This window comes from Kluyvera sp. 1366, from assembly GCF_054823405.1.
In genome coordinates this window covers 66,260-89,713 of record NZ_JBTRDW010000011.1, presented here as the reverse complement: position 1 = coordinate 89,713, position 23,454 = coordinate 66,260, and the positions used below count along the sequence as shown (strand labels likewise).

Genomic DNA, 23,454 nt, shown 5'->3' with positions numbered 1-23,454 from the left:
CTTTTATTCCCCTTGTAAGGTTGCCACGATACGCCGCGCACCGCCCTGCACCCGATGTTCACCCAACCAGATTCCCTGCCACGTACCTAACATCAGACGACCGCGGTTAACCGGAATCAGCAGCGAAACGCCGAGCAGTGACGATTTGATGTGTGCCGGCATGTCGTCAGCCCCTTCGTAATCGTGCTGATAAGGCGCACTTTCCGGAACATGGCGTAAGAAATGCTGCTCCATATCGCTGCGCACGGTGGGATCGCAATTCTCATTAAGCGTTAACGACGCCGAGGTGTGTTGCAGCAGCAGATGCAGTTGGCCGACGCGCACATCGGATAAGCCATGAAGCTGGCCGACAATCTCGTCGGTGATCAGATGAAAGCCGCGCGCTTTGGCGCCAAGCGTAAGCGTTTGTTGATGCCACATGCCAGAATCCTAAAAGTAATTACACCGTTTAAGTGTGCAGCATGTCGGCGAAAGGTAAACCCTGAAGAGAGGAAAAAACGGCAGAGCGTGAACTCTGCCGACTGAAGGTTAGTCGCTCAGCTTAGCGGCCATGGTTTTGATGCTGCCCACATCATCTTTAGTGATCGCAGCCAGACGTTCGCCATACTCTTTATCAGCCTTGTAGAAGTACGACAACATAATGGCGCGGCTCTGCACATCCACACCTTTCAGCGCGCCACCCAGAGAATTGATCAGATCGGTTTTCTCTTTGTCATTGAAGGAACGATACAGATCGCCCGCCTGCTTAAAGTTCTGCGTTTTAGCAATCATCGCCTGCTGCGTGGTGCCGCTCAGCGGGCTGTGGCTGTATCGGGCGCTCTGCGGCTCTTCGCGTGGATAGACACGGCTTGGCTGATAGTTGACGCCATGATCGTCAGCCTTGCCGCTGTTCATTGCGCCGTCCTGATTACCGTTGCTCACCGGCACGCGCGGCGCGTTGATCGGCAACGTCAGGCCATTGGCGCCCAAACGGTGCATCTGGGTATCGGCGTAAGAGAACAAACGACCTTGCAGCAAGCGATCTTCCGATGGCTCAATGCCCGGAACCAGATTCGATGGCGCCATCGCCACCTGCTCGGTTTCCTGGAAGAAATTATCCACGTTGCGGTTCAATTCCATCTGGCCGACTTTCACTTCTGCGATACCCGGCCAGATTTTGGTAGCGTCCAGCGGGTTGAAGTCGAACTTATCCAGATCGCTGGCTTTGATGGTTTGAATATAGAGATCCCATTTCGGGAAGTCTTTGTTGTTGATCGATGCCACTAAATCTTCTGTCATGTGGCTGAAAGTGCTGCTCTGAATAGCCGCCACTTCGCCTGGATCGAGATTTTTCTCGCCCTGCAGGGTTTTCCAGTGGAATTTCACGTAGTGCACTTCACCTTTGGCGTTGACGAACTTATAGGCGTGCACGCTGTTGCCATCCATCTGGCGATAGTTTGCTGGCGTCCCCATGTTGGAGAACAGCATGGTCAGGCCGTGCGTGGCTTCCGGTACGTGAGAGAAGAAATCAAAGGTGCGCGCGTCGTTGCCAAGATTGGTGCGTGGATCAGGCTTAAAGGCATGCACCATGTCCGGGAATTTAATCGCGTCGCGGATGAAGAATACCGGCAGGTTGTTACCCACTAAATCCCAGTTGCCCTGGCTGGTGTAAAACTTGGTGGCAAAACCGCGTGGATCGCGCAGCGTTTCCGGTGAATGTTTGCTGTGCACCACGGATGAGAAGCGCACAAATACTGGCGTCACGCTGCCTGGTTTAAAGACTTCGGCAATGGTTAAGTCGCTAATATCTTTGCTGGCGCGGAACTCGCCGTGCGCGCCGGTACCGCGTGCATGTACCACGCGCTCTGGGATGCGTTCTCGGTCAAAGCGTTGCAGCTTTTGGATCAGCTGCACATCTTGCAGTAACACTGCGCCATTTTCGCCTGCGGTTTGTGAGTTCTGGTTATCGCCGACGGGTGCGCCGTTATCACGCGTTAAAGCGGTGCTGTAAACCGGAAGGGAAAAGGCTAAGGCTAATACACAAGCGAGGGGTTTGACTGCAAAAGAGTAAGCGGTCCGGGTCATAAGCGTGCTTCCTTGTGAGTTTAAATATGCGACTACATTGCCGCTCTCGCGCCGTTTCAGGCTGGAGGATATTTACACTCATGGGGAGAAGCGCTAACGAGACCAGTCCGGTTTATAGTTAAAAAAAGTTATAAATAAAAAACCGCCAAACCATGTTGGCGGTTTTTTGTGGCGCGCCGTCGCAGTGAAGTTACATCACCGCAGCAAACGCCTCAGCAACCTGGTTGACGTTACGGCTGTTCAGGCCGGCAACGCACATGCGGCCGCTGGCGATCAGATACACGCCAAACTCATCACGCAGACGGTCAACCTGCTGCGCGCTCAAGCCGGTATAGCTGAACATGCCACGCTGTTTCAGCAGGTAATCAAAGTTTTGTCCCGGCAGTTTGGTACTCAATACTTCAACCAATGCCTGACGCATGTCGATGATGCGCAGACGCATCGCTTCGACTTCTGCCAGCCAGTTGTTGAGCAGCGCTTCGTCGTTCAGCACGCAGGAAACCACCTGCGCACCGAAGTTTGGCGGGCTGGAGTAATTGCGGCGCACGGTGGCTTTCAGCTGGCCCAGCACACGAGCGGACTCTTCCGCGCTATCGCAGACAATAGACAGGCCGCCAACGCGCTCGCCGTATAGCGAGAAAATCTTGGAGAACGAGTTGCTGACCAGCGCAGGCAGACCCGCTGCCGCAATCGCGCGAATCGCATAAGCATCCGCTTCCATGCCCGCGCCAAAGCCCTGATAAGCGATATCGAGGAACGGAATCAGCTCCTGCGCTTTCAGTACTTCGGTGGTTTCATCCCACTGTGCGTTGGTGAGATCGGCGCCGGTTGGGTTATGGCAGCACGGGTGCAGCAGCACGATGGATTGCTTCGGCAAGGTTTTCAGTTTGGCGATGAACGCATCAAACTTCACGCCGTTGGTTTCCGCGTCATACCACGGATAGGTATTCACCTCGAAACCGGCACCGTTGAAGATTGCGACGTGGTTTTCCCACGTCGGATCGCTCACCCACACGTTGGACGCCGGGAAGTAACGCTTGAGGAAATCAGCACCGACTTTCAGCGCGCCTGAGCCGCCCAACGTCTGGATGGACGCAATGCGGCCCGCTTGCAGCATCGGATGTTGTTTACCGAACAGCAGCGGCGCAATGGCGTTACGGTAAGCGTTCAGACCTTCCATCGGCAGATACAGCGACGCCTGATGCGGCTGCGCCTGCAGGCGCTCTTCTGCTGCGGCGACCGCCTGCAGCTGAGGAATGATGCCCGCTTCGTTGTAATAGAGACCAATGCTTAGGTTTACTTTGTTATCGCGCGGATCTTGTTTGAAGGTTTCCATCAACGACAGAATCGGATCGCCGGCATAGGCATCAACGTTTTGAAACACGGTGCAGATCTCCATGATTGGTCATAAATATGAGGTAAAGATGCGTCATCAAACCATGTAACGGCCGGGACGATGATTCATTGCGATGATGAGATTGAGGATCACCGCGCCCGCGATTGAAGCAAACAGCATCGGTAACGACACCACAAACAGCGACGCTAATACCACGCAGGTATCAACCGCCATTTGCAGTTTTCCGGCACGCAGACCGATGCGGTCCTGCAGCCAGAGCGCCAAAATATTAATACCGCCGAGGCTGGCTTTGTGACGGAACAACACTATAAACCCAATGCCCATCACCACGTTACCGAACAGTGTCGCATAAAACGGATTTAGCGCAGAAAAATGCACAAACAGTGGATGCAGATGGGTGAACAGCGACACCAGACCAACCGCGCAGAAGGTTTTCAGGGTAAATTCCCAGCCCATGCGCCGCACGGCGAGCCAGTAAAAGGGCAGGTTGATCAGGAAGAAGGCGCTACCGAAGGAGAGCGGTGACAAATAGCTGATTAAGAAGGCAATACCGGCAGAACTGCCGGTGAGTGCGCCCGCCTGTTTCAGCATAATGACGCCGAAAGAGACCATTAGCGTGCCGAGGACTATCGCCAGCGCATCTTCAATCAGCGAATGCGGAACTTTAGTGGGTTGAACAACGTTATCCATGGGTTAATCTCATTGCAAATGATGCGGTTCAAATGCAAAAAACGCACCACATCGGCGGCGTATGCTCGCCGCCGATGGGTGCCAGTGATTATCCAATTGATAACTAAGGCGCTTTATTGCAGGTTTTTGTGCATCAGTTGAGACTTAAACCATCAACCCATGCACAAATCTGTTTTCTGGTGCGCGTTTTTTGCATTATTAAGGCAATAATTGCACCAGATTAGCACGTCACGCACTTTTTTGGCGCGTTTTGTGCTGTGGGATGATCATCAAACCGTTCTCTTTCAAACGGCTCAATACCACGGAGGTTTTCACGTGCGCCACGCTTTGATGGCCAGCCACTAACTGGCTGATCAGCGCGCTCAGTGAAGCCAGATCGGCTACCGCCACTTTCAGCAGATAATCGGCATCGCCGGTGGTTTTGAACGCATCAACAATCGCGGCTTCTTCTTCCACCATGCGATGGAAACTCTCTTCATAATCCGGCGTATGGTTTTTCAATCGCACTTCAATCAATCCCACCATGCCAAGGCCCACCGCGTCGGGCGAGAGGCGTGCGTGATAGCCGAGAATGAGATTGGCCTGCTCAAGATTGATGCGGCGGCGTGAACATTGCGACGCCGAAAGTCCGACTAAATCACTGAGTTCCTGGTTGGTGAGGCGTCCGTTAGATTGTAATAATGTCAATATCTTAAGGTCGTGATCGTCTACCTGAGTCATTCTGTTTCCACAGCGTAATAAGGGGCGCTTTGCTACAGATAACCTGATTAAAGCCGGGGTTGTCCAACACTATTTTCTGATGACGTGAAATGCATGCACAAAACGTGCATGCATCCGGAATGAAAGGGTTATTCGTCGTCGTATTGCGGGCCAGCGTAGTTATCAAAGCGCGACCATTGGCCATTAAAGGTCAAGCGTACCGTACCGATCGGGCCGTTACGCTGCTTACCCAGGATGATCTCGGCGATGCCTTTGAGATCGCTGTTTTCGTGATACACCTCGTCACGGTAGATGAACATGATCAAGTCGGCATCCTGCTCGATCGAACCTGATTCACGCAGATCCGAGTTCACTGGGCGCTTATCCGCACGTTGTTCCAGTGAGCGGTTCAGCTGCGACAGCGCCACCACCGGCACATTCAGCTCTTTCGCCAGCGCTTTGAGCGAGCGCGAGATTTCAGCGATCTCCAGCGTACGGTTGTCCGACAGCGCAGGCACGCGCATCAGCTGCAGGTAGTCGATCATGATCAGGCTCAACCCGCCGTTTTCACGGAAGATGCGGCGCGCGCGTGAGCGCACTTCGGTGGGCGTCAGGCCAGAAGAGTCATCGATAAACATGTTCTTCTTCTCAAGCAAAATCCCCATAGTGGCGGAAATGCGCGCCCAATCTTCATCTTCCAGCTGACCGGTACGAATGCGCGTCTGATCCACGCGCGACAGCGACGCCAGCATACGCATCATCAGCTGCTCGCTGGGCATCTCCAGGCTGAAAATCAACACCGGCTTGTCCTGCAGCATCGCGGCGTTTTCGCACAAATTCATGGCGAAGGTGGTTTTACCCATCGAAGGACGCGCCGCGACAATGATCAGATCCGAGCCCTGTAAACCGGCGGTTTTTTTGTTCAAATCCTGATAGCCGGTGTCGACGCCGGTGACGCCGTCGTGTGGCGTTGAGACCAGCGACTCAATGCGCGATACCGTGGCTTCCAGAATCTGCTCGATATTCTGCGGGCCCTGATCTTTATTAGCGCGCTGTTCAGCAATTTTGAAAACGTTCGATTCAGCAAAGTCGAGCAGATCTTCACTGCTCCGTCCTTGCGGATCGTAACCGGCATCGGCGATTTGGTTCGCCACAGAAATCATTTCGCGCACTACCGCACGTTCACGCACGATATCGGCATAAGCACCAATGTTCGCGGCACTTGGCGTATTTTTTGCCAGCTCGGCCAGATAGGCGAAGCCGCCGGCCATCTCTAATTCGCCTAGTGTTTCCAGCGATTCAGAGAGCGTAATCAGGTCGATCGGCTGGCCAGCTTCCAGCAAACGCTGCATTTCCGTGAAAATCAGACGGTGCGAGCGGTTGAAGAAATCACTGGCGACGACGCGTTCAGAAACGTTGTCCCAGCGCTGGTTATCCAGCATCAACCCACCGAGCACCGACTGCTCCGCTTCTATGGAATGCGGCGGCATTTTCACGCCTTCCAGCTGCCGATCGCGGGGTTCGTTCGATTTGTTGGTGGGTTTATTTCCTGCCATAGTGAATGCATTACCGATCGTGAAAGGGACGCGCAAGTATACCGTCCCAGGATGAACAATCACAGGAGTCAGAATGGCAAAGCGTATTCAGTTCAACCAACACGGCGGCCCAGATGTACTGCAATGGGTCGATTTCGAACTGGCCGATCCCGCCGAACATGAAGTGCAGGTGGAAAACAAGGCAATTGGCATTAACTACATTGATACCTACGTGCGTAGCGGCTTGTATCCGCAAAGCAGCTTCCCTTCCGGCCTGGGTACCGAAGCAGCCGGCGTGGTGAAGCGCGTCGGATCGGCGGTGACGCGGTTTAAGGCGGGCGATCGCGTGGTCTATTGCCAGGCCGCGCTGGGCGCCTACAGCGAAGTGCACAATGTGGCGGAAGATCGTCTGGTGATCCTGCCGGACAGCATCTCCTTTGAGCAAGGCGCGGCCTCTTTCCTCAAAGGTTTAACCGTGCAGTATCTGCTGCGCCAAACCTATAAAGTGAAAGCTGATGAAATCTTCCTGTTCCACGCCGCTGCGGGTGGCGTGGGATTGATCGCCTGCCAATGGGCCAAAGCGCTCGGCGCACATCTGATTGGCACGGTGGGTTCCGCAGAGAAAGCGAAGATAGCTAAAGATGCCGGTGCCTGGGCGACAATTAACTATCGTGAAGAGAATATCGCGAAGCGCGTCAGCGAGTTGACCCATGGCGAGAAAGTGGCCGTGGTGTATGACTCAGTGGGGAAAGATACCTGGGAACCATCGCTGGATAGCCTGCGTCGCCACGGGTTAATGGTCAGCTTTGGTAATGCGTCGGGTCCGGTTACCGGCGTTGATCTCGGCATTCTCAACAAGAAAGGCTCGCTGTTCGTCACCCGACCTTCGCTGTTCGGTTACATCACCAACCGTGAAGAACTGGATGCCGCCAGCAATGAGTTGTTCTCACTGATCGCCAGCCGCGCGATTCAGCTTAACGTGCCCGAGCAGCAGAAATTTGCCTTGAGTGACGCGGTGCGCGCGCATCAGGTGCTGGAGAGTCGCGCGACTCAGGGTTCCAGCCTGCTGATTCCCTGATCGCTAAATGCAAACGGGGCTTCCCGTAGGAAGCCCCTTTTTTTCTTTCTTTTTATAGTTCGCGCTGGTGTAGGGACAGCGGCGATGAATTCGTTTGAAACAACGCCAATCATCCTGACAGAAAACATAAGTAAAAAATATGTTTAAATGCGGAATAATGCTAAGCAATATCCGAGTCTGTGATCGTCACCGCAATTAGCGCCAGTCCCTTCTATCTAAGTCGCTGATTTTTCTTTTCAGCCTGCGCATCTTTGCCTCACCTGCAGGCGTGGTAAATGCCTGATAAAGCCAGACAGCGACAACCGCCAATACCAGCCATGGCAACACTTTAATAACAATTGCCAGCAATCCGCCAAAGAACATCAAAGCGGTCGCCACCACTAATGCTGCAATAACGCCCAGCAACGAAACGCCGGTGAACAGCAGCATCAGAAAAAAGCCGATAACAAATAGAATTTCCACGAAGGCTCTCCTGTGTAAGTAACATCAGGAACATTACAAGATACGTGCCAGGTTATAAAAATAGCTAACTGCTTGAAAGCAATGGACAAGAGTTGAATGAAGAAATAATGAGGTGATGAAAAAAACTAATTCTCGGCGTAGAAATAACCATCTATAAAATTATGGTACTGGCTTTACGGTGCGCATGAAGGCGCACCGTATCAAACCGGAAGGTTCCGGCATGCTAAACAGTGATTACATCACTTCTTGTGGGATCTTATCCGCTACCAGCGCTAACGCCGCTTCCAGCACGCGCACATCGGCGCCGGGTTTGTGGGCGTTTTCACTTAAATAGCGACGCCACTGGCGCGCACCCGGAATGCCCTGGAACAGGCCAAGCATATGGCGCGTCACATGGCCGAGGTATATACCTTTGGATAGTTCAGCTTCAATGTAAGGATACATCGAGCGCACCACCGCTACCGGATCGACGCGCGGCATATCGCGACCAAACAGCTCGCGGTCAACCTGCGCCAGAATGCCCGGATTCTGATAGGCTTCGCGCCCCATCATCACGCCATCCATATGCTGCAGATGCAGTTTGGCCTCTTCCAGCGTTTTGATGCCGCCATTAATCGCCATGGTCAGCGCCGGAAAATCGCGCTTCAGCTGGTAAACGCGGGGATAATCGAGCGGCGGAATCTCGCGATTCTCTTTCGGGCTTAAACCCGACAGCCACGCTTTGCGCGCGTGGATAATAAAGGTATCGCAGCCGCCCTGTTGCGCCACGGTGCCAATAAAATCACACAGGAATTCGTAGCTGTCCTGCTCATCAATACCGATGCGGGTTTTAACCGTCACCGGAATGCTCACCACATCACGCATCGCTTTAATGCAGTCGGCAACCAGCGCCGCATCGCCCATCAGGCAGGCGCCAAAACGTCCGTTCTGGACGCGATCGGATGGACAACCCACGTTGAGGTTGATCTCATCGTAGCCACGCTCTTCTGCCAGCTTAGCGCACTGCGCCAGGGCGGCGGGATCGCTGCCACCCAGCTGCAGCGCAAGTGGATGCTCTTCCTCGCTGTAGGCCAGATAGTCACCTTTACCGTGAATGATCGCGCCGGTCGTCACCATTTCGGTATACAGCAGCGTGTCACCGCTCAGCTTACGGTGAAAATAACGACAGTGACGATCGGTCCAGTCGAGCATTGGGGCGATGGAAAAACGTTGCGAGGAGAAAGTATCGGTCATGAAACGCAGTAAATCCGCAGTAAGTAAGTGATGAGAAACTGCGCAATCATATCACAGCAAAACGGGCGGCACAGCCGCCCGTTATCAGACGGGTAATCAGAAGTTGAATCCGAGCTGCAGCATGGCACCTACGGTGTTGTCTTTACCTACAGAACCGGCCAGGTCCAGATGGACAGCATTGTTGAACGGTGACACACCCAAACCGGCGGTGAACACGTCAGTATCGGTCGACTTCAGATCGGCGCGATAGCCGGCACGCAGCGCCAGCCAATCCAGCACACGATATTCCGCACCTACGCCAGCATATTGGCTGGTGTCTTCCGACTTGAAGCGCTTGGTTTCAGTCAGATCAACATCCCCCGCCAGCGTAAACGGCCCGTTATTCCAGGAAAGCCCTGTAGTGACCAACGGACGAATTTGATAAGTATCGCGGTAACCGTTCACCTCTTTAGTATCGAGATCGCGCGAGATCAGGTTTTGTCCGGTCACGCCAAAGGTCCAGTTCTCACCGAAATCTGTTGCGACACCCGCATCCATGTTGAAACCGGTATCGCTGCTGCGGTAGCGGCTGCTGTTGATGTCGCTCTTGTCGTAGTTGTAGATACTCGCGGTGTAGTTATACAGCCAGGTTTTCTGCAGCTTTGGCGTCACGCCGACAGAAACCGGATGGCCGGCAATCGAGAACTCATGCGCGACTGACACACCATAATCGGTGACTAATGCCGCCAGGCCATTGGCGCTGGAGCGTAAGTTATTTTCATCACCCGGCACAGGCACTCTCGTGCCATTGGCAACCGCGCGCAGGTAGGCAATATCGCTATCTGCCACGTTGGCGCGCACAATCGCAGTGCCGTAAGCCTTGGTGATAAAGGCAAAAGGTAAGGTTTCATTCGGAACGGTGACGGCCACGGCCACGCCGGCTGTTGCGTGAGCTTTATTGCCACGCAGATCGCTGAGTTGGTTAGCCATATCGCCCGCGGCAGCCTTCAGCTGCGGGTAACCATTGAGGTAATCCTGAAAGGTTAGGTCATCGATCACGTCCTGATAACGATCAACGGTATCGGTAATGTCGTCAACGCGATCGATCAATTTGTCTTTGTCGGTAACCTGTGCGCCGGCTGATGGCAGAATGATGCTGACGTTATCTTCAGGCTGCGCCTTGGTCATCAATGCTGGGTTAGCCAGCACCGCTGAACTCCAGGTGGAAGAGGCTACGCCGGTACCGCCCATTGCGTCGTTACGCGCGTCGTACCATGTACCTGCTGCCAGAACTGAGGAAGAGAGAAATACTGCATTCAAACCAACAAGATAAGCTACTTTTTTGTGCCTGAATAATGTCTTCGCCATGAGCCTGCCATCACCTTTGAAATGTCGCTGAATCACTCACCGACTGAAAGTTTAGTTAGCCGCTATTCTGAACCCTGGCTAACGCTTCATTGCTGTGAATTAAAAGGAAATAGCACTGCTATTCGCAGAATTGGACGCTTCCACGCCATTCCGCTGTGTTTTTATGCAGAAAAATTAACAGTGGGTTAATTGATACCAGAAATTACTTAAGACCTTTTGAACCATAGCCGCTAACCCGGTGAGTTGCAAAGCAAAATCCGTGCAGGCGTTGCGCTGCCTGGTCGGACGCATTTTACAGACATAAGGGTTGCAGCAATATTGACGGGAAAATGGCGATGGTAATCTATTGATTGAGGAGAATTTTCTTAGGGATTTTAAGGACAATAAGCAATCACAGCAGCGTTAAATTTTGTGTGATAAAATAACATCACCTGCAACCCGGAGAATGCTTATGTCAAACCTCACGCCAGAACAACTTCTTACCCAGGCTGAATCACTTTGCCTTGATCGCGGCGTGCGCCTGACCACTCAACGCGCCGAAGTGTTGCGCTTAATGGCAGAGCAGAATGGTTCGATAAGCGCTTACGATTTGCTGGATCAACTGCGTGTCAGTGAACCGCAAGCAAAACCGCCCACCATCTATCGCGCGCTGGATTTCCTGCTGGAACAGGGATTTATTCATCGCGTAGAGTCAAATAATAGTTACGTGGTTTGCCATCATTTTGATGAGCCAGCACATACTTCGGTGATGTTGGTGTGTGACGGTTGTGCGGCAGTAAGCGAAAAACATGCTCATGGCGTGGAAAAAACCATCGCTGCATTAGCGGATCAGGCGGGATTTTCTCTGCGACATACCGTAATTGAGGCACATGGCCTGTGCGAAAATTGCGCAGAAGTGGCGGCTTGTACGCACCACGAAAGCTGCGAGCATGACCATCAGGCCGAGGGTAAAAAGCGGATAAGAAAATAGGGAGGCACATCCTTGTGCCGGGCCAATCACTACGCTAAATGATTGGCGGGTAGGAGCATCATCCGTGAAGTGAGATTACCAGCGGTAATCTTTGTTGGTTGTTTCCCAGTCTTTAACTTCTTTCTCGGCCTGGTCTTTACCATAACCGTAGCGTTCCTGGATTTTACCAACCAGCTGATCGCGTTTACCTTCGATCACAGTGAAGTCGTCATCGGTCAGCTTGCCCCACTTCTCTTTAAACTTGCCTTTGAACTGCTTCCAGTTTCCGCTCGCTTCGTCTTTGTTCATAATATTCCTCCACTACATCCTGAGTGAGATAGATATATTGCCTGCTTAGCTGGCGATATACCCAGACAACGCGCTACTCATATGCGCCGTATGAGGTAATTGTAGTAGCCGCTTCGCAGTTTGCAGAGAAATACAGATTAATCTGTAGGTTACGCTTCGCTTATTCAGGCGTTAAACCAGCTATCGCGCCGCCAGTGACCACGCCAAATGAGCCACAGCGTCAGTCCGCGTAACGCGAGGAATACCGTCACCGCCAGCCATAAACCGTGATTACCGAGCCACGGCAGCGTGAGCAGCGATACGCCGTAGCCGATCGCCGCCATCACCATGCTGTTGCGCATCTCACGCCCGCGCGTCGCGCCGATAAACATGCCGTCCAGCAGATAGCACCAGACGCCAACCAGCGGCAGAATCACTTGCCAAATCAGATAGCGGTCGGCCATCTCTCGTAGCGCTTCCAGTGACGTCAGCATCGCCACAATCTCCGGACCGGTGAATGCATAAATCAGCGCAAAGATCGCGGCGACGAAGCATGCCTGGCGACAAGCCGCATGCCAAATCAGCAATAGTCGGCTGCGATCTTTGGCCCCAACCGCTTCACCCGAACAGGCTTCAACCGCGTAGGCAAATCCATCCAGCGCGTATGCGGTGAAAGTGAGGAACATCAGCAGCACCGCGTTGACTGCCACTACATCCGGCCCAATGCGTGCGCCAAGGATGGTGAGCGACGCGAAGCAGATTTGCAGCATCAAAGAACGCAGCATAATGTCGCGATTGAGGCGGAATAGCCGCGCCGCATCGCCGCGCCAGCTGCTTTTGAGTAAAGCAAAGTGGATACCGCGCATCTTCAGCACCCGCGCCACCATCCACAAACCCACGCCCAGCGTGACATATTCTGCCAGCGCGGTAGCCGCCGCCGCTCCGGCGACACCCCAATGCAGTTTGAGCACGAACAGCAGATCCAGCAGGATATTCACCAGGTTGCCGATGATTAGCAGCACCATCGGTGCCCGCGCGTACTGCACGCCCAGCAGCCAGCCAAGAATCACCAAATTGGTCAAGGTTGCGGGCGCACTTAGCCAGCGAATCTCAATAAATATTTTCGCCTGTTGCTGCACTTCCGGGCTGCCACCCATTAAAGCTGCCGCCAGGCTGCTGACCGGCGTTCGCAGCACCATAAACAGCGCACCAAAAACCAGCGCAATCAGTAGCGGTTGTATTAAGGCGCGCGCCAGCGCCGTTTTGTCATTGGCGCCAAATGCCTGAGCGGTGAGTCCGGTGGTGCTCATGCGCAGGAACAGCAGGAGCATAAAGATGAAGCTGGTGGCGGTTGTGCCCACGGCGACGCCACCGAGGTAGATTGGGCTATCGAGATGACCAATAACGGCGGTATCCACCACACCCAGTAATGGGACGGTGATATTTGACAGGATCATCGGCAGCGCTAGCCGCCAGAGCGTTTTATCTGAGGAGGAAAACAGCTGCATTAGCCCATTCCGTTGTGTGCGGTAATCAGCGTAATGGCGCCAGAATGAGCCGCAGAAAGAGTCACAGAGAAGTAAAACAGCAGACTGCGGTCAGCGCAAACACGCACCGCCGCAGTTAAAGTGGATCAGAAACTGATCAGAGCCACTCGCCGTTGCGCACAATCCCGACAGCTAAACCTTCAACGGTTAGCGACTGCTCACGGGTATCCACGACAATCGGCTGAAAATCGGTGTTTTCAGGTAGCAGATGGACAATCGCACCCTGCTTTTTCCAGCGTTTCACTGTGACTTCATCATCAATGCGCGCCACGACAACCTGGCCGTTACGCACTTCCTGCGTTTTGTGTACCGCTAACAGATCGCCATCCATAATGCCGATGTCTTTCATCGACATACCGCTCACGCGCAGCAGGAAATCGGCGCTCGGTTTAAAGAGGTTAGCATCCACCTGATAGTGGGCTTCGATGTGTTCTTGAGCCAGCAAAGGTTCACCGGCAGCGACGCGGCCAATCAGCGGCAGCCCTTCGCTCGGTTCTTCTTCCATCAGCAAACGAATTCCGCGCGATGCGCCGGAAACAATTTCAATTACGCCTTTACGCGCCAGCGCTTTCAGATGCTCTTCGGCAGCATTGGGCGAGCGGAAACCCAGTTGCGCAGCAATTTCCGCACGCGTTGGCGGCATGCCCGTCTGGTTAATATGGTCGCGAATCAGGTCATAGACCTGTTGCTGCCGTGCAGTTAACGCTTTCATCCCGCCCCCTGGTTGTTTATACAGTCGCTGTGAGTATATACAGGTATTCGCGAAATGAAAACCGTAACAGAGGGAAAAATCAGCGGTTTGATGAATCTGGAATCCCTATCTCAAATGCGTCCAGAGCAGCGCGCTCCAGACGAACAGAGCCAGTAAGATAGTCAGCAATACGGCAGCCGATCCCATATCTTTGGCGCGGCCCGCGAGCGGATGTTGCTCCTGCCCGATGCGGTCGACCACCGCTTCGATAGCACTATTAAGGATCTCAACGATGATAACCAGCACTACCGAGCCAATCATCAGGATGCGGGAAAGGGTATCTACATCCAGCCAGCAAGCCACGAGAATGGCCACCAGCGCGGCAATGGCTTCCTGCCGAAAAGCGGCTTCGTGCTGCCATGCGGCACGCAGGCCCTGCCAGGAATAACCGGCGGCTTTCACTATTCTTACTAAACCGGTGACGTTATTTGCCATGTCTATGGAACCCTTGAACTATTTTGACGTCAATGTGTGGGCAGTATGAGGCGGCAGAGCCACAGACCTTCGCTGCGCTTTCTGGTATGCTTGCCGCGCTTTGCTAACAAGAGGCTTAAAGTTGTCTATGTCAGGTTGGCGTAAACTCTATTACAAATTATTGAATTTACCACTCTCTATTTTGGTAAAAAGTAAGGTCATTCCGACCGATCCTATCTCTGAACATGGGATCGATCCGACACGTCCGGTGATGTATGTTTTGCCTTATGATTCAAAGGCTGACCTGCTCACACTGCGTGCTCAATGCCTGAAACATGATCTGCCCGATCCGCTGGCTCCGCTGGAGATCGATGGCACCCTGCTGCCGCGCCACGTGTTTATTCACGATGGCCCACGCGTAATTCCCTATTTCGTGGCCAATCCCGAATCGGTAAAGCTGTTCCACGATTATCTGGATTTGCACCGCAGCAACCCGCAACTCGATGTGCAAATGCTGCCGGTCGCGGTGATGTTTGGTCGTGCGCCGGGACGTGAAACCTCCGGTGAATCCACGCCGCATCTGCGCGTGCTCAATGGCGTGCAGAAGTTCTTCGCCATTTTGTGGCACGGCCGCGACAGCTTTGTTCGCTTCTCGCAAACCGTTTCGTTGCGCCAGATGGCGACCGAGCACGGCACCGATAAGTCGATTGCCCAAAAGCTGGCTCGCGTGGCGCGCATTCATTTTGCCCGCCAACGTCTGGCCGCGGTCGGCCCGCGTCTGCCTGCACGTCAGGATCTCTTCAACAAGCTGTTACAATCCAAAGCGATCGAAAAAGCAGTAGAAGATGAAGCGCGCAGCAAAAAGATTTCGCATGAGAAAGCCCAGCAGAACGCCATCGAAATGATGGAAGAAGTGGCGGCGGACTTTTCTTATGAAGCGATTAAAGTCACTGACCGCGTGATGGGCTGGCTGTGGAGCCGCCTGTATCAGGGCATCAACGTGCATGGCGGTGAGCGCGTGCGTCAGCTGGCGCAGGATGGTCATGAGATTGTCTATGTGCCCTGCCACCGCAGCCACATGGATTACCTGCTGCTCTCCTACGTGCTTTATCATCAAGGCCTGGTGCCGCCGCATATTGCTGCCGGTATTAACCTGAACTTCTGGCCAGCCGGCCCGATTTTCCGTCGTCTGGGCGCCTTCTTTATTCGTCGTACCTTTAAGGGCAACAAACTCTATTCCACCGTGTTCCGTGAATATCTTGGCGAGCTGTTTAGCCGGGGTTACTCCGTTGAATACTTTGTGGAGGGCGGACGTTCGCGTACCGGTCGTTTGCTGGATCCAAAAACCGGCACCCTATCGATGACGCTGCAGGCGATGCTGCGCGGCGGCAGTCGTCCAATCACCTTCGTGCCGATTTACATTGGCTACGAGCATGTGATGGAAGTGGGCACCTACGCCAAAGAGCTGCGGGGTGCGGCCAAAGAGAAAGAGAGCTTCCTGCAGATGGTGCGCGGTTTACGTAAGCTGCGCAATCTGGGACAGGGCTACGTTAACTTCGGTGAACCCCTGCCGTTGATGAACTATCTGAACAAAAACGTGCCCGAATGGCGTGATGCGATTGATCCTATCGAACCGCAACGCCCTGCCTGGATGACGCCCGCCGTGAATGACATTGCGGCGAAGCTGATGGTGCGCATCAACGAAGCCGGTGCAGCTAATGCCATGAACCTGTGCGTCACCGCACTGCTGGCGTCACGTCAGCGTTCACTGACCCGCGAACAGCTGATTGAGCAGTTAGAGTGCTACACCCAACTGCTGCGCAATGTGCCGTACTCGCCGGAAGCTACGGTGCCTGACATGAGCGCCGAAGCGCTGCTTGATCACGCCATGGGCATGAACAAGTTCGAGACCGAGCAAGACAGCATTGGCGACATCATCATCCTGCCGCGCGAGCAGGCGGTGCTGATGACTTACTATCGCAACAACATTCATCACATGTTGGTGATGCCATCGTTGATTGCCGCCATCGTCCAGCAACATCGTGAAATCAGCGAAGCAGAGCTGCTGCGTCAGGTTAGCCTGGTATATCCGATGCTAAAGAGCGAGTTGTTCTTGCGCTGGGACAAGGCGGAGTTGCCTGCGCTACTTAACGCACTCGGTGCAGAGATGGCGCGTCAGGGCCTGATCACCTTGCAGGATGGTCAACTAAGAATGACGCCGGCACGTCACCGTTCGCTGCAACTGCTGGCGGCGGGTATTCGTGAGACGCTGCAGCGCTTCGCGATTACCTTCGCTATCCTCAGCGCGAAACCGGCTATCAACCGTGGCACGCTGGAGAAAGAGAGCCGCACGCTGGCTCAGCGCCTGTCTGTGCTGCACGGTATCAACGCACCAGAGTTCTTTGATAAAGCAGTGTTTACTGCGCTGGTACTCACGCTGCGTGATGAAGGATATATCAGTGACAAAGGTGATGCCGATGCCGAACGCAGTCATATGATGTGGCAGATGCTGGCGGAACTGGTGACCAGCGACGTGCGTCTGACGATTGAAAGCGCGGTCACCCACGATTAACGCGGCGACAAGCTAATAAAAAGGCGCACTTCAGTGCGCCTTTTTTGTTTATAACAAATCCGCGAACGGCACGGTGCTGAGCAGAATGCCGAGAAACAGCACCATGCCCACATAGTTGTTATTCAGAAACGCCTGGAAGCAGGGATCGCGCTCGCGCTGGGCAATTAACTTCTGCTGATGCACGAACAAGCCCGCAGCCAGCAGCAGCGACCAGTAAAACGCCCCATTCAGATGAAGCATCATGCCCACCAGCGCCATTAAACCGAGCGTTGCCAGCTGCAGTAAACCGATAATCAGTTTGTCGTAACGACCAAACAGAATCGCCGTTGATTTTACGCCGATCTTCAAGTCGTCATCGCGATCGACCATCGCGTACTGCGTGTCATAGGCCACCGTCCAGCAGATATTCGCCAGGAAAACCAGCCAGCAGACCAAAGGTAAGGACTCACTAACTGCCGCCCATCCCATGGGAATCGCCCAGCCAAACGCTGCGCCGAGCACCACCTGCGGCAGATGCGTGTAGCGCTTCATAAACGGATAAACCCACGCCAGCGCCAGGCCGCCAAACGACAGCAAAATAGTCATGGTGTTCATGGTCAACACCAGCATAAACGCCAGCAAACCGAGACCGGCAAACAGCAACTTCGCCTCTTTCCCGGATACCGCGCCGCTGGCCAGCGGACGTGACGCCGTGCGCTTGACGTGACCATCGATTTTGCGGTCTGCGTAATCGTTGATCACGCAGCCGGCAGCACGCATCACGATAACGCCGAGCACAAACACCAGCAGCACCGGCAGCGGTGGAATCGCCATGCCGGAGAGCCACAGTGCCCACAGAGTTGGCCACAGCAGTAACACAGTGCCGATGGGTTTATCGATACGCATCAGGCGGCAGTAAGCCTGCCATTTGGTCATGGGTAAGGTGTTTTGCACAGTGGTTTTATCCTTGATCCAGCGCGCGATAGAGCGGCGACGCCGGTAAAAATAGTTCAGTTAACAGCAGCGGCTTGCCCGACAAACGCAGGCGGGAACGGCGTCCCCATAAATCGCCAACCTGACCGGGATCGATAAAATCGCGGCTCAGGGTAGATGAAGAGAACAGATAGCGGCCAAGCGGGCGCGTACCGAGCTGTTGCAGCATCTGCTCGGGGCCGTTCAGCGTGCTTTCTGGCACCACGGTGCGGCCAATCAGCCAGGGTTCGCCATCACCGCACAGCACAATTTCACGTAACCAGAAGCGCGGATCGGCGGGCAAAAATTCCGCTTCCTCCGAGATCTCTTCAGCGCCAATAAACGCTTCGCGGATCAGTTTTACGGTCACTTGCTGGCAATGCTGCTCGAAGCGACGCGTCATGGAGTCTTCTTCCATTAACCAGTCAAGTAGCGGGGCAGAAAGCTGCGGTGAAGAGGCTGGCAGCCAGTGCAGTGCGCGTAACTGGCGCAGCGCGTCATGCGACATCAGGACATCTCCGGGAAAAAAGTTGCCCTAGTTTAGCGCAGAGGAGAATGCGTGGCACGGCTCGTTGTGCCACGCGATATTATTACTCGCGTTTCAGGCGGTTACTGTTCGCTAGCCACAGCGTCACCACCAGAATCAAAATCGCCGCCGAGTAGTAGAGCGTATCGAACGGATTTTTATGGTCGACGATGATCAAGCGGATAATCGCCGTGATGCCGATATAGATGAAGTAGCGCAGCGGGAAGTGATAGCCAGACTGAAAGTACTTCACAATCAAGGCGATAAATTCGAAGTAGAGGAAATAGATAACGATGCCTTCAATCAGCAGATAGGAAGACGTCTGCTCGCCGGTGCTCAACAGCACGTTGGCCAGATGAATGGTTTCTTTACCGAGGAACACCACCAGAATAATGGCCAGAATGATCAGACCAATATTCAGCACCCACTGCAATGCTAAAGAGATGTACTGCCCAACCCCTGTTTTTATTGTCATTTTTGCGCCTCACGCTCTCAATTACTCACTGGCGCTATCATGCTGTAGTGTGATCAAAATCACAATATTTATACTTCGACATCCACACACAGCGCGTCATAGCGCCAGAACTCGCAGTCGCAATCAATCACGCGCTTGTGCTGATCGCGATTGATGCGGGTAATCAACAATCCGGGCGTGCCGCTCGCCACGTTGAGCGCAGGCGCAGCGCGCACCGGCAGCGGTCCCGGCAAAATGGTAAAACGCGCGCCGCCGTAGCGAATGCCATAGCGCTGGTCATACAGATCGGTGAGTGAACGCGTCAGGTCTTCATCCAGCAATCCCGGAAAGAAGGCGGGATTGAGGTAATGCTCGACATACAACACGGCGCGACCATCAATACGGCGCAAACGGCGAATGCGGTAAACCCGATCGCCCTCCAGCAGTTGCAGATGACGCGCGATGGCTAATTGCGCTGGCACTTCGCGCGCCTCCAGCACTTCAGTGCTGGCAATACGGCCTTGCTCAGCGGCCATGGCGTGAAAATGGCTATGATGAGAGGGGTTGTAGACTAGCCGCGGCGGTGCGAGAAACCAGCCACGACGCAGTTCACGATAGATAATGCCTTGCGCTTCCAGCAAGCCCAGCGCCTCACGCAGCGTAATGCGCGTGGTGGAATAGTGTTCGCTTAAGCTACGCTCGGCGGGCAAACGACCACCGGCAAATTCACCGCTTTCAATGCGTTCCCGCAGCCCTGCTGCAATCACATCCGCCGTTTTCGACATCATTTTTCAGCCTCATTTTGGGGCAAATCTGCACTATGACAGTTCGATGACTACAATGTGACAGAGAACAACCCACGCTTTAGCGCGCTGTAACCGCATGTGGATCGTCGCGCCACACCCCGTTTCACCACCATGGTCATAAAACCTTCATCTATTCGGGCTACATTGGCTCGGTTCTTGCTGGACTAGACCAAGAAGTCCCACAACATATACCGGGAGCAATCGAGATGAAAGCGTTTATCGCCTCTGTAGTAGCCAGTGCCGTACTGCTTGCGCTGCCCGCCGCGCAAGCCGCAGATAATGACCTCGCCGCGTTAGAAAAAGCCGCGCGCGCCGAAGGTCAGGTCAACAGCGTCGGCATGCCAGATAGCTGGGCCAACTGGAAAGATACCTGGAGTGACCTCAACAGCAAATATGGCCTGAAGCACAGCGACACCGACATGTCCTCGGCGCAGGAACTGGCAAAATTTGCTGCAGAGAAAGAGAACGCCAGCGCCGATATCGGTGATGTGGGCGCTGCTTTCGGTCCGATTGCCGTCGCTAAAGGCGTGGCGCAACCGTATAAGCCAACGCATTGGGAGCAAATCCCGAGCTGGGCAAAAGATCAGGATGGCAACTGGATGCTGGCGTATACCGGCACCATCGCGTTCCTGGTGGATAAGCAGCAGGTCAAAGATGTGCCGCACAGCTGGGCCGATCTGAAGAAAGGTAAGTATGTGGTCACTATCGGTGACGTCGGCACTGCGGCTCAGGCAGCGAACGGCGTGTTGGCGGCCAGCTATGCATTAGGCGGTGACGAGAAGAATGTGAAACCGGCGTTGAGCTTCTTCGGCGATCTGGCGAAAGAAGGCCGTCTTGGCGTGACCGATCCGGTGATTGCCAACATTGAAAAAGGCGAAATTCAGGTGGCGGTGGTGTGGGACTTTAACGGTCTGAACTACCGCGATCAGATCGACAAAAACCGCTACGAAGTGGTGATCCCTTCCGACGGTTCCGTCACTTCTGGCTACAGCACCATCATCAATAAATACGCCAAACATCCGAACGCCGCCAAGCTGGCGCGTGAATACATCTTGTCTGATGAAGGCCAGATCAACCTGGCGAAAGGCTATGCGCGCCCGATTCGTGCCGAGCATTTAACTCTGCCCGCCGACGTGCAGGCCAAGCTGCTGCCGCAGTCTGAGTATAAGAATGCCCGTCCAATCAAAGACCAGGCCGCGTGGGATAAAACCTCGAAAATGCTGCCGCGTCTGTGGCAAGAGAACGTCATCATTAATATGAAGCAGTAAGGAGCGAGGGATGAAAACGATCCTGGTGGTGTTGGATGGGCTGAGTAATCAGGTAGCGCAGCACGCAATGGGCTATCTGTTTGCTGAATGCGCGCAGGGCAACGGCCAATATTATACGCTGACTTGCGAACTGCCTTCGCTGTCGCGCCCGCTGTACGAATGCATTCTCACCGGCATTCCACCCGTGCGCAGCGGCATTATTCATAACGGCGTCAGCCGCTTAAGTAATCAGCGCAGCATCTTCCATTACGCGCGTGCCGCCGGTCTCACCACTGCAGCGGCCGCCTACCACTGGGTGAGTGAGCTCTACAATCAATCCCCGTTCAACGCGGCGCGCGACCGCCACACGGTCGCGCCCGATCTGCCGATTCAGTATGGGCATTTTTACTGGGACGACGGTTATCCGGATTCCCACCTGTTTGAAGACGCAGAAAGCCTGCGTTTGCGGCACGATCCCGACTTCCTGCTGATCCACCCGATGAACATTGACGATGCCGGACACAAGCACAGCCTGTCATCGCCGCAGTATCGCAACCGCGCGCGCATGGCCGATGGTTATCTGTCGCAGTGGATGCCGGACTGGCTGGCGGCTGGTTATCAGGTGATTGTCACCGCCGATCACGGCATGAACGATGACCGCTCGCACGGCGGCATTTTGCCAGAGGAGACGCAGGTGCCGCTGTTCGTGTTTGGCAAAGGTTTCTCGCTGCAGCCGGATCTCCAGCCGCAGCAGACCGAACTGTGTGGCATCGTGTGCACCTTGCTCGGCGTCGAACATGACAAACCGCTATGTCGCGCGTTACTGGCGGAGCCGCAGTAATGAAAGGCAAAACGCTCGCCGCGCTATTGCTGCTGCCGTTTGCGCTGTTCTGGGTGGCATTCCAGCTCGCGCCGCTGCTGTGGATTGCCATCAACAGCTTCTGGAGCGACATCAATGAGCGTTGGGGCTTCGACAACTACAGCGATATCCTCACCTCGCCGTTCTATTTGCAGGCGTTTCGCCTGTCGCTCGACATCTCCATCTGGTCGAGCATTTACGGCCTGCTGATCTCACTGGTTGCCGGATATTCGCTGCATCAGCTCGGCAGCGGCCGCTTTCAACGCTTTTTGATGTCATTTACCAACATGACCAGCAACTTCGCCGGTGTACCGCTGGCGTTTGCCTTTGTCATTCTGCTCGGTCTGAACGGTTGTCTGACGCTGCTGCTGCGCCATTACGGCGTGCTGGAAGGCTTCAAACTGTTCTCGCGTGACGGCATGGTGCTGGTGTACACCTGGTTCCAAATCCCGCTCGGCATTTTGCTGCTCTATCCGGCGTTTGATGGCTTGCGACAGGATTGGCAAGAGTCCGCCGCGCTGCTGGGTGCAGGCCGCTGGCGCTATTGGTGGCACATCGGTTTGCCGATTCTGTTCCCGGCGCTGCTCGGTACTTTCGTGATTTTGCTGGCGAACGCGCTCGGCGCTTACGCCACCATTTACGCGCTCACTACCGGCAACTTTAACGTGGTGCCGGTACGCATTGCCGCGCTGGTCTCTGGCGATATCTCGCTTGATCCCAACACCGGCGGCGCGCTGGCGATGTTGCTGGTGCTGATTATGGCGCTGATTACCGTGGTGCAGCAGTATCTGGTGCGCCGCAGCTATCTCAACGCCAAACCTTCCTGAGGAGCTACACGTGTCGCGCGCGGAAAAATTTTATCATCGCCTGATTGTCTGGCTGCTGCTGGCCATTTTAGCCGCGCCGCTGCTGGCTACTTTACTGTACGGCATTTCCACCAGCTGGAGCGACACCATCCTGCCGCAGGGCTTTACGCTGAAGTGGCTCAGCGCGCTGTGGAGCGATGCGCGTTTTCTGACCGCACTCGGCCATTCGCTGCTGGTTTGCTGCGGTGCGCTGCTGTTCTCGCTGGTGCTGGTACTGCCTGCCATGTTTGTAATCGCTTACTACTATCCGAAACTGGATGCGGTGATGAACGTGCTGATCCTGATGCCCTTCGCCGTGCCGCCGGTGGTGTCGTCGGTCGGGCTGCTGCAACTCTATTCGTCGTCGCCGCTGATGCTGACCGGCACGCCGTGGATTTTGATCGGCTGCTACTTCACCATCGCCTTGCCGTTTATCTATCGCGCCATCTCCAACAATATGCAGGCCATCAACCTGAAAGAGCTGATTGATGCCGCGCAGCTGCTCGGTGCCAGCACCTGGCAGGCGGCGCTGTTTGTGGTGTTGCCGAACCTGCGCAAAGGGGTATTTATCGCGGTGCTGCTCTCCTTCTCCTTCCTGATTGGTGAGTTTGTCTTCGCCAATATGTTGGTCGGCACCCGTTATGAAACCTTGCAGGTTTATCTGTTTAACATGCGCAACGGCAGCGGCCATTTCACCAGCGCGCTGGTGATCTCCTATTTTGCCGTCGTCCTGCTGGTTACCTGGCTGGCGAATGCCCTCAATCCTGAACGAGGCTGACC

Annotated in this window: 24 protein-coding genes; 7 read left to right on the top strand and 17 right to left on the bottom strand. The window is 54.5% G+C overall.

Annotated elements, in window-relative coordinates:
• Positions 1-3 precede the first annotated feature (3 nt).
• The 6 genes from ACVLVH_RS21470 to dnaB all read right to left on the bottom strand — a co-directional run bounded on the left by ACVLVH_RS21470 (position 4) and on the right by dnaB (position 6,366).
• Complete coding sequence (locus ACVLVH_RS21470; RefSeq protein ID WP_061718371.1) at positions 4-420, bottom strand: secondary thiamine-phosphate synthase enzyme YjbQ; 417 nt, start codon at positions 418-420, stop codon at positions 4-6.
• Positions 421-528: 108 nt separating this feature from the next.
• The gene (locus ACVLVH_RS21465) at positions 529-2,064 is read right to left on the bottom strand and encodes a catalase (RefSeq protein ID WP_498950026.1); all 1,536 of its coding nucleotides are present in this window, start codon (positions 2,062-2,064) and stop codon (positions 529-531) included.
• 190 nt (positions 2,065-2,254) lie between these two features.
• Positions 2,255-3,448, bottom strand: coding sequence for an amino acid aminotransferase (locus ACVLVH_RS21460; RefSeq protein WP_101763128.1), 1,194 nt, complete (start codon positions 3,446-3,448; stop codon positions 2,255-2,257).
• Between the two features lie 48 nt (positions 3,449-3,496).
• Complete coding sequence (locus ACVLVH_RS21455) at positions 3,497-4,111, bottom strand: YitT family protein (RefSeq protein ID WP_008109953.1); 615 nt, start codon at positions 4,109-4,111, stop codon at positions 3,497-3,499.
• Between the two features lie 228 nt (positions 4,112-4,339).
• Positions 4,340-4,831 (bottom strand): Lrp/AsnC family transcriptional regulator, encoded by a 492-nt coding sequence (locus ACVLVH_RS21450; protein WP_097095220.1) that lies wholly within the window; start codon positions 4,829-4,831, stop codon positions 4,340-4,342.
• Between the two features lie 128 nt (positions 4,832-4,959).
• Positions 4,960-6,366 (bottom strand): replicative DNA helicase, encoded by a 1,407-nt coding sequence (dnaB, locus tag ACVLVH_RS21445; RefSeq protein ID WP_101763062.1) that lies wholly within the window; start codon positions 6,364-6,366, stop codon positions 4,960-4,962.
• A gap of 73 nt (positions 6,367-6,439) precedes the next feature.
• Here dnaB and ACVLVH_RS21440 point away from each other — a divergent pair, with 73 nt between their 5' ends.
• Positions 6,440-7,423, top strand: a complete 984-nt coding sequence (locus tag ACVLVH_RS21440; protein ID WP_217550064.1) for a quinone oxidoreductase — start codon at positions 6,440-6,442, stop codon at positions 7,421-7,423.
• Between the two features lie 195 nt (positions 7,424-7,618).
• Here the strand turns inward: ACVLVH_RS21440 and pspG are convergent, their stop codons facing one another.
• From pspG to ACVLVH_RS21425, 3 genes are all read right to left on the bottom strand, one after another.
• Positions 7,619-7,885: an envelope stress response protein PspG gene (pspG, locus tag ACVLVH_RS21435; protein ID WP_312462869.1), complete on the bottom strand. Its 267-nt coding sequence runs from the start codon at positions 7,883-7,885 to the stop codon at positions 7,619-7,621.
• A 234-nt stretch (positions 7,886-8,119) separates the two neighbouring features.
• Positions 8,120-9,118 carry a tRNA dihydrouridine(20/20a) synthase DusA gene (gene dusA / locus ACVLVH_RS21430; RefSeq protein ID WP_312462866.1) on the bottom strand — a complete coding sequence of 333 codons (999 nt, stop codon included), beginning with the start codon at positions 9,116-9,118 and terminating at the stop codon, positions 8,120-8,122.
• Between the two features lie 96 nt (positions 9,119-9,214).
• Entirely contained in the window at positions 9,215-10,465 is a 1,251-nt protein-coding gene (locus tag ACVLVH_RS21425; protein WP_309836278.1) for a conjugal transfer protein TraF, read from the bottom strand.
• Between the two features lie 451 nt (positions 10,466-10,916).
• Between ACVLVH_RS21425 and zur the strand changes: the two genes are divergently transcribed.
• The gene (gene zur / locus ACVLVH_RS21420) at positions 10,917-11,435 is read left to right on the top strand and encodes a zinc uptake transcriptional repressor Zur (protein WP_498950025.1); all 519 of its coding nucleotides are present in this window, start codon (positions 10,917-10,919) and stop codon (positions 11,433-11,435) included.
• Between the two features lie 75 nt (positions 11,436-11,510).
• Here zur and ACVLVH_RS21415 read toward each other — a convergent pair whose 3' ends face one another.
• The 4 genes from ACVLVH_RS21415 to ACVLVH_RS21400 form a co-directional block, all read right to left on the bottom strand.
• The gene (locus tag ACVLVH_RS21415; protein ID WP_110868149.1) at positions 11,511-11,723 is read right to left on the bottom strand and encodes a CsbD family protein; all 213 of its coding nucleotides are present in this window, start codon (positions 11,721-11,723) and stop codon (positions 11,511-11,513) included.
• Positions 11,724-11,887: 164 nt separating this feature from the next.
• Positions 11,888-13,210 (bottom strand): MATE family efflux transporter DinF, encoded by a 1,323-nt coding sequence (gene dinF, locus ACVLVH_RS21410; protein ID WP_192412685.1) that lies wholly within the window; start codon positions 13,208-13,210, stop codon positions 11,888-11,890.
• Positions 13,211-13,346: 136 nt separating this feature from the next.
• Entirely contained in the window at positions 13,347-13,961 is a 615-nt protein-coding gene (gene lexA, locus ACVLVH_RS21405) for a transcriptional repressor LexA (RefSeq protein ID WP_008109941.1), read from the bottom strand.
• A gap of 105 nt (positions 13,962-14,066) precedes the next feature.
• Complete coding sequence (locus ACVLVH_RS21400; RefSeq protein ID WP_192236009.1) at positions 14,067-14,435, bottom strand: diacylglycerol kinase; 369 nt, start codon at positions 14,433-14,435, stop codon at positions 14,067-14,069.
• Positions 14,436-14,562: 127 nt separating this feature from the next.
• Here ACVLVH_RS21400 and plsB point away from each other — a divergent pair, with 127 nt between their 5' ends.
• The gene (plsB, locus tag ACVLVH_RS21395) at positions 14,563-16,986 is read left to right on the top strand and encodes a glycerol-3-phosphate 1-O-acyltransferase PlsB (protein ID WP_192412693.1); all 2,424 of its coding nucleotides are present in this window, start codon (positions 14,563-14,565) and stop codon (positions 16,984-16,986) included.
• 48 nt (positions 16,987-17,034) lie between these two features.
• On the opposite strand, the gene ubiA is transcribed toward plsB, so the two are convergent.
• The 4 genes from ubiA to ACVLVH_RS21375 form a co-directional block, all read right to left on the bottom strand.
• On the bottom strand, positions 17,035-17,919 hold the full coding sequence (gene ubiA / locus ACVLVH_RS21390) for a 4-hydroxybenzoate octaprenyltransferase (RefSeq protein ID WP_110868146.1): 885 nt from the start codon (positions 17,917-17,919) through the stop codon (positions 17,035-17,037).
• A gap of 7 nt (positions 17,920-17,926) precedes the next feature.
• Positions 17,927-18,445, bottom strand: coding sequence for a chorismate lyase (gene ubiC, locus ACVLVH_RS21385; protein ID WP_137384959.1), 519 nt, complete (start codon positions 18,443-18,445; stop codon positions 17,927-17,929).
• Positions 18,446-18,527: 82 nt separating this feature from the next.
• Positions 18,528-18,938, bottom strand: coding sequence for a phosphate-starvation-inducible protein PsiE (gene psiE, locus ACVLVH_RS21380; RefSeq protein WP_061718383.1), 411 nt, complete (start codon positions 18,936-18,938; stop codon positions 18,528-18,530).
• Positions 18,939-19,006: 68 nt separating this feature from the next.
• A complete protein-coding gene (locus ACVLVH_RS21375) occupies positions 19,007-19,705 on the bottom strand; it encodes a UTRA domain-containing protein (protein WP_101763074.1) in 699 nt (232 codons plus the stop codon).
• A 224-nt stretch (positions 19,706-19,929) separates the two neighbouring features.
• Between ACVLVH_RS21375 and ACVLVH_RS21370 the strand changes: the two genes are divergently transcribed.
• The 4 genes from ACVLVH_RS21370 to ACVLVH_RS21355 are packed head-to-tail and all read left to right on the top strand — an operon-like array spanning position 19,930 to position 23,452.
• Positions 19,930-20,991: an ABC transporter substrate-binding protein gene (locus ACVLVH_RS21370; RefSeq protein ID WP_101763075.1), complete on the top strand. Its 1,062-nt coding sequence runs from the start codon at positions 19,930-19,932 to the stop codon at positions 20,989-20,991.
• Positions 20,992-21,001: 10 nt separating this feature from the next.
• Positions 21,002-21,811: an alkaline phosphatase family protein gene (locus ACVLVH_RS21365; RefSeq protein ID WP_192412697.1), complete on the top strand. Its 810-nt coding sequence runs from the start codon at positions 21,002-21,004 to the stop codon at positions 21,809-21,811.
• The gene (locus ACVLVH_RS21360) at positions 21,811-22,656 is read left to right on the top strand and encodes an ABC transporter permease (protein ID WP_101763077.1); all 846 of its coding nucleotides are present in this window, start codon (positions 21,811-21,813) and stop codon (positions 22,654-22,656) included. Before ACVLVH_RS21365 ends, ACVLVH_RS21360 begins: the two co-directional genes overlap by 1 nt.
• A 10-nt stretch (positions 22,657-22,666) precedes the next feature.
• On the top strand, positions 22,667-23,452 hold the full coding sequence (locus ACVLVH_RS21355) for an ABC transporter permease (protein WP_101763078.1): 786 nt from the start codon (positions 22,667-22,669) through the stop codon (positions 23,450-23,452).
• Positions 23,453-23,454: the final 2 nt, after the last annotated feature.

What these genes read in the sequence shown, in the direction of transcription:
- ACVLVH_RS21365 (WP_192412697.1), top strand. Translation starts at nt 21,002, where the DNA reads ATGAAAACGATCCTGGTGGTGTTGGATGGGCTGAGTAATCAGGTAGCG.
- ACVLVH_RS21400 (WP_192236009.1), bottom strand. Translation starts at nt 14,435, where the DNA reads ATGGCAAATAACGTCACCGGTTTAGTAAGAATAGTGAAAGCCGCCGGT.
- dinF (WP_192412685.1), bottom strand. Translation starts at nt 13,210, where the DNA reads ATGCAGCTGTTTTCCTCCTCAGATAAAACGCTCTGGCGGCTAGCGCTG.
- zur (WP_498950025.1), top strand. Translation starts at nt 10,917, where the DNA reads ATGTCAAACCTCACGCCAGAACAACTTCTTACCCAGGCTGAATCACTT.
- ACVLVH_RS21360 (WP_101763077.1), top strand. Translation starts at nt 21,811, where the DNA reads ATGAAAGGCAAAACGCTCGCCGCGCTATTGCTGCTGCCGTTTGCGCTG.
- ACVLVH_RS21465 (WP_498950026.1), bottom strand. Translation starts at nt 2,064, where the DNA reads ATGACCCGGACCGCTTACTCTTTTGCAGTCAAACCCCTCGCTTGTGTA.
- dnaB (WP_101763062.1), bottom strand. Translation starts at nt 6,366, where the DNA reads ATGGCAGGAAATAAACCCACCAACAAATCGAACGAACCCCGCGATCGG.
- ACVLVH_RS21375 (WP_101763074.1), bottom strand. Translation starts at nt 19,705, where the DNA reads ATGATGTCGAAAACGGCGGATGTGATTGCAGCAGGGCTGCGGGAACGC.
- ACVLVH_RS21455 (WP_008109953.1), bottom strand. Translation starts at nt 4,111, where the DNA reads ATGGATAACGTTGTTCAACCCACTAAAGTTCCGCATTCGCTGATTGAA.
- dusA (WP_312462866.1), bottom strand. Translation starts at nt 9,118, where the DNA reads ATGACCGATACTTTCTCCTCGCAACGTTTTTCCATCGCCCCAATGCTC.
- ACVLVH_RS21440 (WP_217550064.1), top strand. Translation starts at nt 6,440, where the DNA reads ATGGCAAAGCGTATTCAGTTCAACCAACACGGCGGCCCAGATGTACTG.
- plsB (WP_192412693.1), top strand. Translation starts at nt 14,563, where the DNA reads ATGTCAGGTTGGCGTAAACTCTATTACAAATTATTGAATTTACCACTC.
- ACVLVH_RS21450 (WP_097095220.1), bottom strand. Translation starts at nt 4,831, where the DNA reads ATGACTCAGGTAGACGATCACGACCTTAAGATATTGACATTATTACAA.
- ubiC (WP_137384959.1), bottom strand. Translation starts at nt 18,445, where the DNA reads ATGTCGCATGACGCGCTGCGCCAGTTACGCGCACTGCACTGGCTGCCA.
- ACVLVH_RS21370 (WP_101763075.1), top strand. Translation starts at nt 19,930, where the DNA reads ATGAAAGCGTTTATCGCCTCTGTAGTAGCCAGTGCCGTACTGCTTGCG.
- ACVLVH_RS21415 (WP_110868149.1), bottom strand. Translation starts at nt 11,723, where the DNA reads ATGAACAAAGACGAAGCGAGCGGAAACTGGAAGCAGTTCAAAGGCAAG.
- psiE (WP_061718383.1), bottom strand. Translation starts at nt 18,938, where the DNA reads ATGACAATAAAAACAGGGGTTGGGCAGTACATCTCTTTAGCATTGCAG.
- ACVLVH_RS21425 (WP_309836278.1), bottom strand. Translation starts at nt 10,465, where the DNA reads ATGGCGAAGACATTATTCAGGCACAAAAAAGTAGCTTATCTTGTTGGT.
- lexA (WP_008109941.1), bottom strand. Translation starts at nt 13,961, where the DNA reads ATGAAAGCGTTAACTGCACGGCAGCAACAGGTCTATGACCTGATTCGC.
- ACVLVH_RS21470 (WP_061718371.1), bottom strand. Translation starts at nt 420, where the DNA reads ATGTGGCATCAACAAACGCTTACGCTTGGCGCCAAAGCGCGCGGCTTT.